The following is a 16,515-nucleotide window of genomic DNA, read 5'->3' as shown; positions in this document are numbered from 1 at the left end:
TGATTCATTAGACGAGACTGACTTCATGGCCCTCGACATTCACGCCCACCGCATCCTGATCCTCGACTTCGGTTCCCAGTACACCCAACTGATCGCCCGCCGCGTGCGTGAAATCGGCGTGTACTGCGAACTGCACCCGTTCGACATGGATGACGAAGCGATCCGCGAATTCGCACCGAAAGGCGTCATCCTCGCCGGTGGCCCCGAGTCCGTGCACGAAGCCAACAGCCCGCGTTGCCCGCAAGCCGTGTTCGACCTGGGTGTTCCTGTCTTTGGTATCTGCTACGGCATGCAGACCATGGCCGAGCAACTGGGCGGCAAGGTTGAAGGTTCCGAGCTGCGTGAATTCGGTTATGCCCGTGTCGACGTGGTCGGCAAGAGCCGCCTGCTGGACGGCATCGAAGACCACATCGACGCCGACGGCCTGTTCGGCCTCGACGTGTGGATGAGCCACGGTGACAAGGTCACCAGGATGCCGGAAGACTTCCACATCCTGGCCAGCACCCCGAGCTGCCCGATCGCCGGCATGTTCAGCGACGAGCGTCGCTACTACGGCGTGCAGTTCCACCCGGAAGTGACCCACACCAAGCAAGGCGGGCGCATCCTGTCGCGCTTCATTCTCGACATCTGCGAGTGTGAAGCCCTGTGGACCCCGTCGAAAATCGCTGAAGACGCGATCGCCAACGTACGCGCCCAGGTCGGTACCGACAACGTGCTGCTCGGTCTGTCCGGCGGCGTTGACTCCTCCGTGGTCGCTGCGCTGCTGCACAAGGCCATCGGCGACCAACTGACCTGCGTGTTCGTTGACAACGGCCTGCTGCGCCTGCACGAAGGCGAGCAGGTAATGGCCATGTTCGCCGAGAACATGGGCGTCAAGGTGATCCGCGCCAACGCCGAAGAGCAGTTCTTGAACAACCTGGCCGGCGAGTCCGACCCGGAGAAGAAGCGCAAGATCATCGGTCGCACCTTCATCGACGTGTTCGATGCCCAGTCCAACAAGCTGGACAACATCAAGTACCTGGCCCAGGGCACCATCTACCCCGACGTGATCGAGTCGGCCGGCGCCAAGAGCGGCAAGGCCCACGTGATCAAGTCCCACCACAACGTGGGTGGCCTGCCTGAGGAAATGAACCTCAAGCTGGTAGAACCGCTGCGCGAACTGTTCAAGGACGAAGTCCGCCGTCTGGGCCTGGAACTCGGCCTGCCGTACGACATGGTGTACCGCCACCCATTCCCAGGCCCGGGCCTGGGCGTGCGCATCCTCGGTGAAGTGAAGAAGGAATACGCCGACCTGCTGCGTCGTGCCGACCACATCTTCATCGAAGAACTGCGCAAGGCCGACTGGTACCACAAGGTCAGCCAGGCGTTCGTGGTGTTCCAGCCGGTTAAGTCCGTGGGCGTTGTAGGCGATGGCCGTCGTTACGCCTGGGTCGTGGCCCTGCGTGCGGTAGAAACCATCGACTTCATGACCGCCCGTTGGGCACACCTGCCGTACGAACTGCTGGAAACCGTCAGCGGCCGTATCATCAATGAGATCGAAGGTATTTCGCGCGTTACTTATGACGTGTCGAGCAAGCCGCCGGCGACGATTGAGTGGGAGTAAGGCTGATCCGCAACCACCTGATTCATAGGTAAAAAACCAGGTGGCTGCGATTTTTCCACGTCATCAATGGCTCGGTTCATGGTGCGTGGTGCGGGTCTCGTCTGAAACAACAAAGCCCGCATTGGCGGGCTTTGTTGTTTCAGACGAACACGTTAATCAGAAATCGTAACGCACGTTCGCAGTGAAGGTGTCGGCGTCGAAACCGCTGCTGGTCAGGTAGTTGTACATCCCTCCCACGCTCCACGCGCCCACGCGGTAGTTCGCGCCCAGTCCCAGCTCGTAGCTGTCGCGTGCGGGTGTCGCGCCGGTGGTGGTGAACGGGGTACCGCCGAGCACGAAGGTGGAGGTGGTACCGGCCTTGTCGCCGATGAAATCGTGCCAGGCCATCAGCTTGGCTTCCGGTTCCAGGCTGCCCACGCCTACGTCAAAGGCGGCCGCCAGGCGAGCGCCCAGGCCCATTTCGCCGATTTCATAACGCTGGCTGCCGACGTTGAGGGCGGCTGAGCTGCCTTTTTCACGGTACGAATCAATCGATACGTTGGCATAGCGCGCACCGACCTGTGGTTCCAGCAGCCACTGTTTGTCGAGTTGGAACGTGTAGCCTGCCAGTGCGTTGACGCCGAAGATCTCGCTGTCGTAGTCGGCCTTGGCGCGGGTGCCGGCGATGTAGCGTTTAGACTCGTTGTCGTTCCAGCCATACATCAGCGAGGTGTCGACGAAGAAGTTGTCACGGGCCCAGTTGCCATACAGGGTCAGTGCATGGCCGCTGACGTCGGTTTTGTTGCCCAGGTCGGATTTGACGTCGCTGGTCAGGTAGCTGTAAGCCAAGCCCACGGTGGTATCGGTGTTGAGTTTGCCGTCGGCACCCACGGCGATGCCGTTGGTGTTGGCGTCGTAGCCGTCGATACCGTGGCGGCTGTCCTGGTTGGCATCGCTGGACAGCGCTTGCAGCCATACGCCTTGTTCTGCCAGGACGTCACCGGAGGACAGGCCGCTACGTGCTTTGCTGGCGCGGCGGTTGATGGCACTTGCGACCAGGTTCTGGCTGTTGGTGGCGGCGTTGACCGCCCCACGGCTGACGTCCGGGGCCAGGGTTTCGGCAAGCTTGGCCAGCTCTTCACTGGTGGCGGCGTTGGCGAAACGCTGGAATACCGGGTCGCTTTCGTCCATCTGGCCCAGGGCCGTGTTCTTGAGCGGCGTGATGGCGTTCACCGCATTGCGCGAACCACGGGCACCCAGCAGGTCTTGTGTGATCACCTCATCACTGCGGGTGGCAACCAGTGCTTTCACGTCCTGGCCTTCGATGCCGAAGTTCCTCACTTCAAGCAGCGCTGAGGAGGAAACCACGGACAGGTTCTGCGGGTCTTCCCAAGTGCCAGAGTTAATGAGGGTGTAGCGGGTGCCCTGGGCCGACGTGCGGAAGTCGTCGGAGCGAGCCTGCAGTTCGATCTGGCTGCCTGGAGAGAAGAAGGTATTGCCGGTGACTTTCAGGATCGGCGTGTTGGGCTGCGTGTTGTTATCCAGCAGCAGGCGCAGGCGCGCAGTGTCGCTGTCCATGTCGAGGTCGCCCACAATCGTGGTCTGCGGGCGAAGGAGAGTCAGGCGGCCACCGTCGATATCGACGTAACCGGCGCGGATGGTCGAGCCATCGAACATCGCGTCCCCTCGCACCAGCACACCACTCAGGCCCAGCAGGTCACCCTTGACCTGACCACCCTGCCAGTAGAAATACGAAGGGGAGGTATTGTCGTCCGCCAGAATGGCTGCGGTGCCGCCTTCGATGAGGCCACCTGTCTGCCTGATGGAGAGGGTGTCGAAACCGCCGGAGGTGTCGAGGCTGCGAAAGCGGATGCCGACCCCGTCAGCGGAGATAGTCCCGCTGTTGTTGATATCACTCTTGAAGGGAGCGCCTGCCATCTGACCGGTAAAGCGTGCTTTCTCGATGTCGATACCCACAGAGTCGATGCCACGCGCGGTGATAGTGCCCGAGTTATTGATGCGCGCCTGGGTAGAGGTGATCAGCATGCCTTCGGCATTTGCGCCAGTCACAGTGATGTTGCCGTTGTTGTTCACTTCACCAGCGATCTTTGCCAGATACAGGTCCAGCCCGACGACGGCGTTGCCGCTCACCGTAATGTCGCCATTATTTACCAAGTCGCCACCGACGTTGGAATTGAGGGTCATGGCGATACCGGACGGGAAGTCGGTGGGGGTCGCAGCCGTCAGGTTGATTTTGCCCTGGTTGACCAAGTTACCCGCCAGGGTCACATTCATCAGATTTACACCTGCGTTTTGCGACGTCCCGGTGAAGGTGGCGTTATTGAAAACCTCATCGGAGCTGCTGTATGCCCCTGTGCTCAGGTCGTAGTTAAGGTCGGGTGCGGGTGCAGCATGGGCCGTGGCAGTGGCAGCCGCGACGGACAGCGCCAACAACGAGCGGCGCAGGTGGGAAATGTTCAAGGCAGTATCCTTACAGGGCAAAAACTGACAGGGAATAACGCACGCGTCAGCGTCAGTTTTTAGGCATCCCTGCCAGCTTGTCAGTGAGTGCTGATTCAAGCGCGCTCGAATTTACACGATGCCTGTAGGACAATTCATCATAAAAATAATTAATGCCGAACAAAAAGCTAAAAAATGCGACGTCCCAGTTGTTTTTTGAAGTTTTACGGGAACATTCAGCAATAATCGGAACGTTAGAGTCGCTATTGCAGTCCCGGGCGGGTCAGGCACTAGGGGGAAGGGGATTCGGATGTTTTTAAACGGACCTTCCCGTCCTCAATCTGAGGATTCTCATGTGCCAACGGAGTTTTGACCCATTGGCTCCAAGTTGCTTCCCACCCACTGTCGTGGTTTGCTCCTGGTACAGGAACGTATTGGGAGAGGGGGGAGTCAAGCGCCTGTTGGTACTTATCAGCTAGCTTACCGGGAATGATCAGGTCAGCTTCTCCGATGAAATGACGCTGGGGTAATAAGGCGAGTCGATCACGGTAGTCCAGCGGATCCAGTGAACCGTCGAGCGGCGACAGCCCTTTCATCGTCGCCCACAGGCGTGGACTGAGATTGCCAGCAAGGGTCTGCACCTGGGTAACATCATTGCGCTGCGCCGCTAACAATAATGCGAGAGCGGCACCACCTGAATACCCCACCAGTTCGAACTCACTATTGCCATATCGCTGTTTTAGTTGGTCCAACGCCTGGCTGAGGCGGGTGACCACTTCCTGGGAAAATCGTCGGTTGGTCCAGAGTGCTGGCTGACAGGCTGCGGTCATGACGAACTGGCAGGGACGTGCCAGGTACGCATTCGGTGTCGGATCATCGACTGCCAGCCGTGGCACTAACAGATTGTGCGGGCTCGGATCCAGGCTGGGTTGAGTGGCCGTCGCCCAGGAATGGCCATCGCCTTCCAGGTAAACACGCAGGCGAGTCATCTTTTCTGCCGTGCGCGGCGCAAGTATGAAGAGGGGGAAGGCGTGTCCCGGCAGGACTTCCAATTGTCGTCCATGCTCTTCAGCCAGTTGTTGCAGTGCCTCGCGCGGCGATTGGCAGGCGATGAGAAGCGCGCTGACCATCACCATCCAGGCTTTATAAAGGCAGGCCAATGTCCGACGACAGGGAAAGTGTTTATTCATGGGAAAGGCAAAGTCTGAGTCTGATGGCGGGGGCATCGACACCCTCCGCTAGAGTGAGTAAAAAACCTGGCCTCGGCCAGGTTTTTTATTACCTGTCAGGCAGGAAGCCGACTTTGCAGACTCATGCCCATATTGGTGAGGGCGCTGGACAGCTGTTCCAGCGTGGGGAACCGTATGTCATGCACGCCTGCCCAGGCCGGGCGGTCAATGTAAAAGCTGCCGTCGGCCAGCCGATTGATGGGGGTCGCAACGATGCCCCTGTCTCTGCTGTGGTGCCGCAGGGTGTAGTTGCCCTGGTTTTCGTCGATCAGGTACATGCCCTTGCGAAACAGCAGCCTCTGCTGTTGCTCCAATGTCCGGTGCACCGTCGGCGCTTCCACTTGTACGCGCAGGTCGGCATGCAAGGTGTCGAAGCTGTCACCGATGCTTTCATGACTGGGGGCGCTGTCGCGATCAATGGCGATGCCGGGGTCGATACGCACCTCGTTGCCTTGCCCCGGAAAGACCTCTTCTATACGCAGACCGATACCTCCTTCCAGTTCACTGAGACCGGCGAATCCATTGAAGGTGTTGATGTTTCTGGCGCCGGTCAGTACCAGCCATTTACCGCCGCCGTTCAGCGCTCTGTCGGCTTGAACAAGGATGTGGGCGAGGTAATTGCTCATCACCTGCTCTGAAAGATCGGCGATAGGGGTGGGGTATTTGTAATGGGCTGCGCAGTCGATAGCCTGCACGCGTATGCCATTGGCCCTGGCGGTCTTGACCAGTTCCAGTTCGTTGAACCGCCCGGATGGATCGGTGCCCAGCTTGCCAAGGTAGCTTTCCAGGTCCTCCGGCATCTCGCCGGTCTGGAAGTAGTGGTTCAGATCATCCTGGGCGAAGTCGTTGAGCAGGCGCCGCACATACAAGGTTTTCACGCCCTTGCGCGCGAAGAGCGGCATGTTGCTGATCACCAGGCGGGTGCTGGTGATGCGGTCCAGGGTTTCGCCGATGACGTAGCCCGGTAGGTCTTCGGGCAGGCGTTCGAGGACTTCTTCGAAGGCCGTTGTCGGTTCAAAGGCGGGGATGTCCGGACGAGGTGGCAGGCGGGTCCAGGACAGTTCCTTGTAGAAGTCTTGTGCTGATTGCAGCAGTTTGCGCTGAGTTTCGCCGAAGTAGTAGGTGAAGCGGTCAATGCGGCCGAAGCGGCTGTGAACATGGGTTTCAGTGAGGCCCATTGCCCAGCGTTTCACTTCCGGGCGGGTGGATGGCGGGGTATCGAAGGGGCTGGTCACCCTGCGCAGCGAGTGGGGTGGCGTGGTCATCGCTTGTGGCGGTGGCGGAACCTGCGAGGGGGCCAGCCTCCGGGCGCTTTTGCTGGAGTTTCCCCCGCCGCCTTTCAAACCGTTGCCGTGGGGCACAGGTTCCCATTCGTTGAGTTCGTTCAGGCGCACCGGCAGCGCGCCGGAAAAGCCATGGGGGTTGTTCGGGTCGACAATCGCCCAATGCCCACGACCGTTGGGGTCGGCTTCGTAGCGCACGTAATAGGCTTGGTCGTTCATCAGGATGGCTTGCTGAGGCATGCCGTCGGAGGTCCGCAGGCTATAGACCTGCTGGAACTTTCCGGGGGCGGTATCCAGGTGTTCTCCTTCCAGTATCAGGTTGGCCTGGTAGGTGGCGGGTACCACAGGCTCAGGCACCGGCGGTGCGCTGGCGGGCGCTGTGGGCGGCGTCAGCTCAATGGGCTCCGTTGCGAGGGTATCGGCTGCTTCGGCGATATCGGGCACGACCCCGTCGGCTTTCAACAGTGCCAGGTTAAACAGCGTATCGATGGCACTGAATACCGCGCCCAGCTCCCCGGCGTGGCGTTCGGCCGGGGTCTTGCCGTTGATGGCCTGGTCGATGTTCAGGCCAAGATTTGCCGCACTGGCCCCCACCACCACCAACGCTACCGGCCAGCCGACCACGGCCATCGGGCCGAAGGTTTTGCCAAAGGCGTTCAGGTAGCCGATCCAGAGTTTCTTGCGCAGGTCGCCATTGCTGCGCAGGGAAAAATCCGTGTCATTGCGCATGCGCGTCTGACTCGATTGCGCCAGCCAGGTAAAGGCATCGTCCTCGATGGTCTGGTCGGCTTGATTGATCAGGCGGTGGTCCCAGGTGCCCCAGTCGACAAACAACTGGTCGAGTTGGTGGGACAGGCCCTTGTCCACCCAGTCCGGCGGCAGGGTACCCGCCAGGGCCTGGGCGGTGCGATAGATCAGCACGGGGGTGAGCAGCATCTGTTTCCACGTCACGGCATCGGTGTCGTCCTGCTGCACCTGGGCCGACAGTGGAAAGTGAGCCATGAAGCGTGCGCGATTATCCGGGTGGCTGGTCTGGTTCAGCAGCCAGAAATGCAGGTCAGCTGCGGTCTCGAAACAGTGGAAGGCCTGGGACTCACCCGGAACGTAGAGAATTTGCCGGCCATCGCCGTCGACGATGCGCAGGATATCCGTAGCGGTATGTCCACCAATATCCAGCGCCGCCACACGCAGCCCGCTGGCTGAAGTGGCCTTGGCTTGCAGGTTGGACAGGGTTGGGGGCCAGCACAGATTGCTGGCCAGGGCTCGAATCACCGTCTGCAACTGCGACTTGCTGAGATGCCCGGCCTGTCGTGCTTGCAGGGCCTCGGCCAGGCAGTTGACCTTGGCCAGGGTGCGAAAATCATCGAAGTGAGTGCGCCAGAATGCATCCATGCGCGTGGTGTAGCGATCGCTGAAATTGATCGCCCAGAAGTCCTTGAGCACCGCGCTGGCGGACAGCGGCACTTCGTTATGCTGATCGAATAACCGCGCTTCGGCACCTTCGCGATAAAAGCCACCATCACCGTCGAGCAGGTCGGCATTGTCCTGGTCATGGACCTCGAAGCGGTGAATGACCAACTGCGTCAGCGTCATCGACGCCTGGGGTTTTTCGTTGTGGCTCCAGCCCGTAAACGTCGCCGGGTCACCGACGCCGCCGTTGAAGCGGTGCCAGTACACGTGATCGGGATCCAGGTTCGCCAGATCGTATTTTGCGAGAATCTCGCGGGCGGCCTCGATGGCCATCCTCTGCATGTTCGGGCACGCATCCAGCACGATGGGCGCCAGGGCCCTGAGTTGTTGCTGAGCGGCGGGGGAGGTGTCGGCAAGCGGCATGCTGCTCTCCTTAAGGGGGAAGAGCCGAGCATGCCAAGCCGTTTAGACGGGCGTTGGGTAGATAGTTAGCGCCTGGCGATATCGGAGAAGTAAAACTTATCCAACGTATGCCGCGACTCGGTGTACTCGAACTGCCGCCCGTCCTGCAAAAACGTCTGGTTGCTCACCACGATCACATGGCTCTGACCTTCGAGGTCCAGGTGCGTCTGGTCGTCCTTGCTGCGGGGCAGGGCTTCGATGGTGCGCTGGGCGTAGCTGATCTGCAGTTGCAAGGTCTGCTCGATGAAGGCGTAGATCGACTGTTCGGCAATCGCCTGGTCCAGGCCGGGGATCAGGTCGGCGACGAAGTGGTTGATGTCGAGGATCACCCGTTTGCCGCCGATGCGCCGTACCCGTTTGATGCGTGTGATGAGGCTGCCGGGTTCGGCCTCGATGTGTTGCAACAGCGGGCCTTCCAGGGGGAGCTGGGTGAATTCGACCACTTCGGTGCGTACGTCATCGCCCAGGTCGGCGTGGGTTTCGTGGAAGCTGACGATGCCGCCGAGTTGGAACTCAATCGGGTTGGGCGAGAGCACGAAGGTGCCCTTGCCGTGGATCTTTTGCGCAAACCCTCGCTCCTGCAACTGCTCGATGGCGCGACGCACGGTGCCTCGGCTGGCCTGGTAGCTGTCCATCAATTCGGTTTCGGAGGGCAGGCGCGTGCCGCGTTGCAGGCGTTCGGTGGTGATGCTGGCAAGCAGATCGGTATAGATCTGGTTGTATTTGCTCATGGATAGGGCTCTGTGCCGCGTTGGCGTTCAAGGCAGGAACCTTAGAGGCAGAGCGGGAGTTTGTCCATTAGACCCATGGATTTCTGCGGCTTGCAGCGCAGCGGTGTCCTGTAGGGAATAAACAAAATCAAACTCGTACAGACGAGTTGTTGCTTTAACTCGTCTGTACGAGTACTTTTGCCTTCGGCGTGCTGCCAATGACTGCCCCCCAAATAAAAAAATCAAAGTGGAAACCAAGCATGAGCCACGACTATTCCAACATTGCCCGCGAGATCCTCGAGCACCTCGGGGGCAGCGACAACCTTGAGCAAGCTGCCCACTGCGTGACCCGCCTGCGCCTGGCGCTCAAGGACCCGAGCCTGGTCAACAACAGCGCGTTGAACCAGGTCGATCTGGTCAAGGGCTCGTTCTTCACCGGCGGTTTGTTCCAGGTGGTGATCGGCCCCGGCGAAGTGGAAAAGGTCTACGCCGCCCTGCGCGAACAGACCGGCCTCGCTGCCGCCACCATCGCCGATGTGAAGAAGAAGGGCGCCGACAAGACCAACGCCATGCAGCGCCTGGTGCGGGTGTTCTCCGATGTGTTCATGCCGATCCTGCCCGCGTTGATCATCGCTGGCCTGTTGATGGGCGTGAACAACCTGATGGGCGCCAAGGGCATGTTCATCGAGGTCCAGACGCTGCTGGAGGCGTATCCGAACCTGGATGGCTTGTGGAGCCTGATCAACCTGATGGCCAACACCTCGTTCGTGTTCCTGCCGGCGCTGGTGGGCTGGTCGGCGGCCAAGCGCTTTGGTGGCAGTGAAATCCTCGGCATTGTGCTCGGCCTGATGCTGGTGCATCCCGATCTGCTCAATGCCTGGAACTACGGCAAGGCGGTCGCCGGGCTCGACGGCCAGAGCCTGCCGTACTTCGATATTTTCGGTTGGTTCAAGATCGAGAAAGTCGGCTACCAGGGGCAGATCCTGCCGATCCTGATGGCGGCGTATGTGATGAGCGTCATCGAGAAATGGCTGCGCGCTCGCGTGCCCAACGCCATTCAATTGCTGGTCGTGCCAATCACCACCATCGTCGTCACCGGCGTGCTGGCGTTGGCGATCATCGGCCCGGTCACCCGCCACCTCGGCATCCTGATCACCGAAGGCGTGGTCACCCTGTTTGACCTGGCACCGATGGTTGGCGGAGCGATTTTCGGCCTGCTGTACGCGCCGCTGGTGATCACCGGCATGCACCACATGTTCCTCGCCGTGGACCTGCAACTGATTTCTACCCAGGGCGGCACCTTTATCTGGCCGATGATCGTGATGTCCAACCTGGCCCAGGGCAGCGCCGCGCTCGCGGTGTTCTACACCACCCGCAATGCGCGGGATAAAAGCATGGCTTCGACCTCGGCGATTTCCGCCTACTTCGGCATCACGGAACCGGCGATGTTCGGGGTGAACCTGCGCTTCAAGTTTCCGTTTTACGCGGCCCTGGTGGGCTCGGCGCTGGGCAGCATTTTCCTGTCGCTGAACAAGGTGCAGGCCTCGGCCATCGGCGTCGGTGGTTTACCTGGGTTTATCTCGATCGTGCCGCAATCCATCGCGATGTTTGTGATCGGGATGGTCATCGCGATGGTCGTGCCGTTTGCATTGACCTGTGCGTTGAGCATGAAGATTGTTCGGCCGGGTTATCGCGTCGCCTGATCAATCGCCATCAAGGCCCGAGAGGCCAGCACAAAACTCTACTGAAGGAATCCACCATGCAAGACTGGCAACACTCGGTGATCTACCAGATCTACCCCAAGAGCTTCCACAGCCACGCGGGTAACGCCACCGGTGACCTGCTGGGCATCGTGGACAAACTCGACTACCTCAAATGGCTGGGCGTGGATTGCCTGTGGATCACCCCGTTCCTGCGCTCGCCGCAAAGGGACAACGGCTACGACATCAGCGACTACTACGCCATCGACCCCAGCTACGGGACCATGGCCGACTGCGACCTGTTGATCAGCGAAGCGGCCAAGCGTGGCATCAAGCTGATGCTCGACATTGTGGTCAACCACACCTCCATCGAGCATGAGTGGTTCCAGCAGGCGCGCAGCAGCCTCGACAACCCCTACCGCGACTTCTACATCTGGCGCGACCAGCCGAACAACTGGGAATCCAAGTTCGGCGGGTCGGCCTGGGAATACGAGGCGCAAACCGGCCAGTACTTCCTGCACCTGTTCGACCACACCCAGGCCGACCTCAATTGGGACAACCCCCAGGTGCGTGCCGAGGTGTTCAAGTTGATGCGCTTCTGGCGTGACAAGGGCGTGGGCGGTTTCCGCCTGGACGTGATCAACCTGATCTCCAAGCCCGCCGATTTCCCCGAAGACAACAGCGACGGCCGCCGCTTCTACACCGACGGCCCGAACGTGCATGAATACCTGCAGGAGATGCACCGCGAAGTCTTTGAAGGCCATGACCTGATCAACGTCGGCGAGATGTCGTCCACCAGCCTTGAGCATTGCATTCGCTACTCGCGGCCAGAGTCGAAAGAGCTGTCGATGACCTTCAACTTTCATCACCTGAAAGTCGATTACCCGAACCTGCAGAAGTGGGTGAAGGCCGACTTCGACTTCCTGCAACTCAAGCAGATCCTCTCCGACTGGCAACTGGGCATGCAGGCCGGTGGCGGCTGGAATGCGCTGTTCTGGTGTAACCACGATCAACCCCGGGTGGTCTCGCGGTTTGGTGACGACGGTGAGCATCGTGTGGTCTCGGCCAAGATGCTCGCCACCGCGCTGCACTTCCTCCAGGGCACGCCGTTCGTGTACCAGGGCGAAGAACTGGGCATGACCAATCCGGGCTTCGACAGCATCGATCAGTACCGCGATGTGGAGACCCTGAACATCTTCCGCCTCAAGCGCGATGCCGGTGACTCCGAAGCGGCGAGCATGGCGGCGATCATACAGAAGTCCCGCGACAACGGCCGTACGCCCATGCAGTGGAACACGCAGCCGAATGCGGGTTTCAGCACCGGCGAGCCCTGGATCGGCCTCCCGGCGAATGCTGCGCAGATCAACGTTGAACACCAGCGCGACGATCCCGACTCCGTGCTGCATCACTACCGCGCACTGATCGCCCTGCGTCGTCACGAACCGCTGATTCAAGAGGGTGTGTACCGCCAACTGCTGCAAGACCATTTGCAGGTCTGGGCGTACCTGCGCGAAGGCCACGGTGAGCGCCTGCTGGTGCTGAACAACTTCTACGGCCAACCCTGTGAGATCCAACTGCCTGGCGACGTGATCGGCGCAGCGACCGAGCAACGCCTGCTGATCAGCAACTACCCCGACTGCCCGCGACGCACGGCTACGGTCGTCTTGCGCCCCTACGAATCGTTCGTGCTGCACCTGATTGATTGATACGCCCCCTGTAGGAGCGAGCTTGCTCGCGAAAAACCTGAGAGCGCCGCGTTAAACCAGTATCGCTGCGTAATCGTTAGCGTTCTTCGCGAGCAAGCTCGCTCCTACAGGGAATCGTGTCGTGCAAGGACAGTAATAAAACAATAAAAATAGAAGGAGCATTCATGAAAACAACAATAAAGCTGGGCCTCGTTGCATCCTGCCTGAGCCTGCCATTCGGCGCGCAGGCCCTGGAATTTGCCGGTTACTTACGCAGCGGCGCGGGGACGTCGACAGGTAGTGGCAAGCAGCAGTGTTTCCAGTTGCCGGGGGCGCAAACCAAATACCGACTGGGCAACGAATGCGAGCAGTACGCCGAGCTGGAACTGCGTCAGGACCTGCTGACCCTCGACGATGGCTCAGTGCTCAGCGTCGACGCCATGGCATCGCTGTACAACCAATACGACCGCGCCCTTAAATTCCAGGGCGAAGACAACGGCTCGGCGCGCATGCCACAGATGTATGCGCAGTGGTCGAACCTGCCTGCCCTCAATGGCGGTTCGCTGTGGGCCGGTCGGCGTTACTACAAACGCAATGACATCCATATTTCCGACTTCTACTACTGGAACCAGAGCGCCACCGGCGGCGGTATCGAGGACGTGCTGATCGGCGACCTCAAGTACAGCTACGCCATTTCGCGCAAGGACAACCTGTACCAGAAGGAATACGCCACCCGTCACGACTTCAACGTCGCGGGCTTCAAGACCAACCCCGGCGGCGAGCTGGAGCTGGGCTTGAGCCATATCGAAAAGGCCGGTGGGCGTGACACCCACAGCGGCTGGGCACTCACCGCGCAGCATGTGCAAAAGCCCTTCCTGGGCGGCAAGAACAAATTCGCTTTGCAGTACGGCGAAGGCCCCGGCACCGGCCTGGGCTACACCGGCAATACCTTCCTGGATAACAGCAGCAAAAGTTATCGCGCCGTGGAGTTCTTCGACTGGCAAGTGACCCCGCGTTTTGGTGGGCAGATCGAGGCGGTGTACCAGAAGGATATTCGCCCCGGCAGCCAGGACCAGACCTGGATGTCCATCGGCGTACGCCCCGCGTATGCGATCAGCGAACAATTCAAACTGGTCACCGAGCTTGGGCATGATCAGGTCGATGCCACCGGCGGCACGCGCAAGCTGAGCAAATTTACCTTCGCCCCGACCTGGTCGCCCAACGGCCCGGATTTCTGGGCGCGGCCGGAAGTGCGTTTGTACTACACCTATGCGACCTGGAACGAAGCGGCCAAGCGTGCAGCGAATGAACTGGCGGCGGGCTCGGCATTGTCCGACACCGGCGCCTATGGCACCGCGCGGCATGGGTCGAACGTGGGCGTGCAGGTTGAATACTGGTGGAAATAAGTCATCCATGGGATAGGCATCCACCCAAGGATTTTTACAGAACAAAACGGCAGGTGACGTCATGACCGCAACTCAATCCCTGGAACTGCTGGCGCCCTTGTCCGGCGTGCTGCTGGCACTGGACAAGGTGCCTGACCCGGTGTTCGCCAGCCGCATGATCGGCGACGGCCTGTGCATCGATCCCACCTCGCAGACCCTGTGCGCGCCCCTGGCCGGGGTGATCAGCAATATCCAGGACAGCGGGCATGCGGTCAGCGTCACCAACGACAACGGCGTGCAGGTGCTGATGCATATCGGCCTGGACACCGTGAACCTGGCAGGCAAGGGCTTCACCCGCCTGGTCGAGGAAGGCCAGCGGGTGGAGGCCGGGCAAGCGCTGATCGAATTCGACGCCGACTACGTGGCGCTCAACGCACGCAGTTTGCTGACCTTGATGCTGGTGGTCAGCGGCGAGCCGTTCACGCCATTGGCAAGCGGCCTGGTGGAATTGGGCCAACCGGTGTTGCAGGTAGCACCCGGCAACCGGGTAGAGGAGGCCGATGAGGAGGAGGGCGATGCACGCTTCTCCAAGCCGTTGACCTTACCCAACGCCAACGGTTTGCACGCGCGCCCGGCCGCCGTATTGGCACAAGCCGCGAAAGGTTTTAACGCGAGCATTTACCTGCACAAGCAAACCCAGAGTGCCAACGCCAAGTCGCTGGTGGCGATCATGGCGCTGCAAACCGTGCAGGGCGATACCTTGCAAGTGAGTGCGGCCGGTGACGACGCCGAGGCGGCGATCCAGGCGCTGGTCGCGCTGTTGCTTGAAGGCTGCGGCGAGGCCATCGCGGCACCGGCTGCACAGCTTGAAGCGCCCGTGCCGGTATCGTCGGCGACGCTGCTGCGAGGCGTTTGCGCATCGCCGGGATCGGCGTTTGGCCAAGTGGTCCAGGTTGCTGAGCCCGAGCTGAAGGTGATTGAACAGGGCGCTGGCGAGGCGTTCGAGCGCGCCGCTTTGAACCGTGGCTTGCTGGCTGCAACCGAAGCGCTGCAAGCCCTGCAAACCCAGGCGGCGGGCAGTGCCCAGGCGCAGATTTTCCGTGCCCATCAGGAGTTGCTCGAAGACCCGACGCTGCTGGAACAAGCCGATGGCCTGCTGGCCGAAGGCAAGAGCGCCGCATTTGCCTGGAACAGCGCCACGGTCGCCACTGCCCAGCTGTTCCAGAACTTGGGCAATGCCCTGTTGGCCGAACGTGCGGCGGACCTGGCGGATGTCGGCCGGCGTGTGCTGAAGCTGATCCTCGGTATTCAAGACCGCGCCTGGGACCTGCCCGACCGCGCGATCCTGGTTGCCGAGCAACTGACGCCTTCGCAAACCGCCAGCCTCGACACCCAAAAAGTGCTGGGGTTTGTCACCGTCGGCGGCGGGGCGACCAGCCATGTCGCGATCCTGGCGCGGGCCTTGGGCCTGCCTGCCATGTGTGGGGTCGGGCCTGAAGTGCTGGCGCTGGCCAATGGCAAACAGGTCCTGCTCGACGCCGACAAGGGCGAGCTGCACCTGGACCCCAACCTGGCCGAGATCGAACAGCTGGAAGCTGCGCGTAAGCAGCACGTGCTGCGACGCCAGCGTGACGTGGCGCAGGCTTTAGTGCCTGCGATTACCCGCGACGGCCATCACGTCGAGGTGAGCGCCAACGTCGCTTCGTTGCAGGAAGTGGAGCAATCCCTGGCCCTCGGGGGCGAAGGCGTCGGCCTGCTGCGCTCGGAGTTTTTGTACCTGGATCGCAATCGCGCCCCAAGCGTGGATGAGCAGGCCGCCACCTACAGCGCCATCGCCCGTGCCCTGGGCACCGAGCGCAATCTGGTGGTGCGCACCCTGGACGTCGGCGGCGATAAACCCCTGGCGTACGTGCCGATGGACAGTGAAACCAACCCGTTCCTGGGCCTGCGCGGCATACGCCTGTGCCTGGAGCGCCCGGAGCTGTTGCGTGAACAGTTGCGCGCGATCCTCGCCAGTGCCGGGCTGGCACGCCTGCATATCATGTTGCCGATGGTCAGCCTGCTGTCGGAGCTGCACCTGGCCCGCCAGATTCTGGAAGAAGAAGCCCAGGCCCTTGGGCTCAGCGCGTTGCCCAAACTGGGCATCATGATCGAGGTGCCGTCGGCGGCCCTGATGGCGGATGTGTTTGCGCCCCATGTGGATTTCTTCTCCATCGGCACCAACGACCTGACCCAATACACCCTGGCCATGGACCGTGATCACCCGCGCCTGGCCAGCCAGGCCGACAGCTTTCACCCGGCGGTATTGCGCCTGATCGCCGCCACCGTCACGGCCGCCCATGCCCATGGCAAGTGGGTGGGCGTATGCGGCGCACTGGCCTCCGAAGCCCTGGCGGTGCCGGTGTTGCTCGGGTTGGGGGTGGATGAACTGTCGGTCAGTGTGCCGCTGATCCCCAGCATCAAGGCCACCGTCCGCGAGCTGGACCTGGCCGGCTGCCAGACCATCGCCCGTCAGGTACTGGGCCTGGAAGAGGCCGCCCAGGTGCGCGAGGCCTTGCGCCTGTACCACGCGGCCACCGTTGAAACCTCACCTGTCGTGGAGCACTGAG

Annotated in this window: 9 protein-coding genes; 5 read left to right on the top strand and 4 right to left on the bottom strand. The window is 61.0% G+C overall.

Annotation, left to right across the window (positions count from 1 at the left end):
- Positions 1-25 precede the first annotated feature (25 nt).
- Positions 26-1,603 (top strand): glutamine-hydrolyzing GMP synthase, encoded by a 1,578-nt coding sequence (gene guaA / locus BB029_RS11395; RefSeq protein WP_027605430.1) that lies wholly within the window; start codon positions 26-28, stop codon positions 1,601-1,603.
- Positions 1,604-1,759: 156 nt separating this feature from the next.
- Here guaA and BB029_RS11390 read toward each other — a convergent pair whose 3' ends face one another.
- The 4 genes from BB029_RS11390 to treR form a co-directional block, all read right to left on the bottom strand.
- Positions 1,760-4,063 (bottom strand): autotransporter outer membrane beta-barrel domain-containing protein, encoded by a 2,304-nt coding sequence (locus tag BB029_RS11390; RefSeq protein ID WP_065939240.1) that lies wholly within the window; start codon positions 4,061-4,063, stop codon positions 1,760-1,762.
- 269 nt (positions 4,064-4,332) lie between these two features.
- On the bottom strand, positions 4,333-5,172 hold the full coding sequence (locus BB029_RS11385; protein WP_141696517.1) for an alpha/beta hydrolase: 840 nt from the start codon (positions 5,170-5,172) through the stop codon (positions 4,333-4,335).
- 155 nt (positions 5,173-5,327) lie between these two features.
- Positions 5,328-8,387 (bottom strand): membrane-targeted effector domain-containing toxin, encoded by a 3,060-nt coding sequence (locus BB029_RS11380; RefSeq protein ID WP_065939239.1) that lies wholly within the window; start codon positions 8,385-8,387, stop codon positions 5,328-5,330.
- 65 nt (positions 8,388-8,452) lie between these two features.
- Positions 8,453-9,157 (bottom strand): trehalose operon repressor, encoded by a 705-nt coding sequence (treR, locus tag BB029_RS11375; RefSeq protein ID WP_027605432.1) that lies wholly within the window; start codon positions 9,155-9,157, stop codon positions 8,453-8,455.
- Between the two features lie 239 nt (positions 9,158-9,396).
- Here treR and treP point away from each other — a divergent pair, with 239 nt between their 5' ends.
- The 4 genes from treP to ptsP all read left to right on the top strand — a co-directional run bounded on the left by treP (position 9,397) and on the right by ptsP (position 16,514).
- Positions 9,397-10,839: a PTS system trehalose-specific EIIBC component gene (gene treP / locus BB029_RS11370; RefSeq protein WP_065939238.1), complete on the top strand. Its 1,443-nt coding sequence runs from the start codon at positions 9,397-9,399 to the stop codon at positions 10,837-10,839.
- 56 nt (positions 10,840-10,895) lie between these two features.
- Positions 10,896-12,542 carry an alpha,alpha-phosphotrehalase gene (gene treC, locus BB029_RS11365; RefSeq protein WP_065939237.1) on the top strand — a complete coding sequence of 549 codons (1,647 nt, stop codon included), beginning with the start codon at positions 10,896-10,898 and terminating at the stop codon, positions 12,540-12,542.
- 164 nt (positions 12,543-12,706) lie between these two features.
- Entirely contained in the window at positions 12,707-13,927 is a 1,221-nt protein-coding gene (locus BB029_RS11360) for a carbohydrate porin (RefSeq protein ID WP_027605435.1), read from the top strand.
- Positions 13,928-13,988: 61 nt separating this feature from the next.
- Entirely contained in the window at positions 13,989-16,514 is a 2,526-nt protein-coding gene (gene ptsP / locus BB029_RS11355; RefSeq protein WP_065939236.1) for a phosphoenolpyruvate--protein phosphotransferase, read from the top strand.
- Position 16,515: the final 1 nt, after the last annotated feature.

The sequence above is a fragment of the Pseudomonas sp. S3E12 genome, assembly GCF_001702295.1.
GTDB lineage: Bacteria > Pseudomonadota > Gammaproteobacteria > Pseudomonadales > Pseudomonadaceae > Aquipseudomonas > Aquipseudomonas marginalis.
This window is presented reverse-complemented; position numbering and strand designations above follow the sequence as displayed.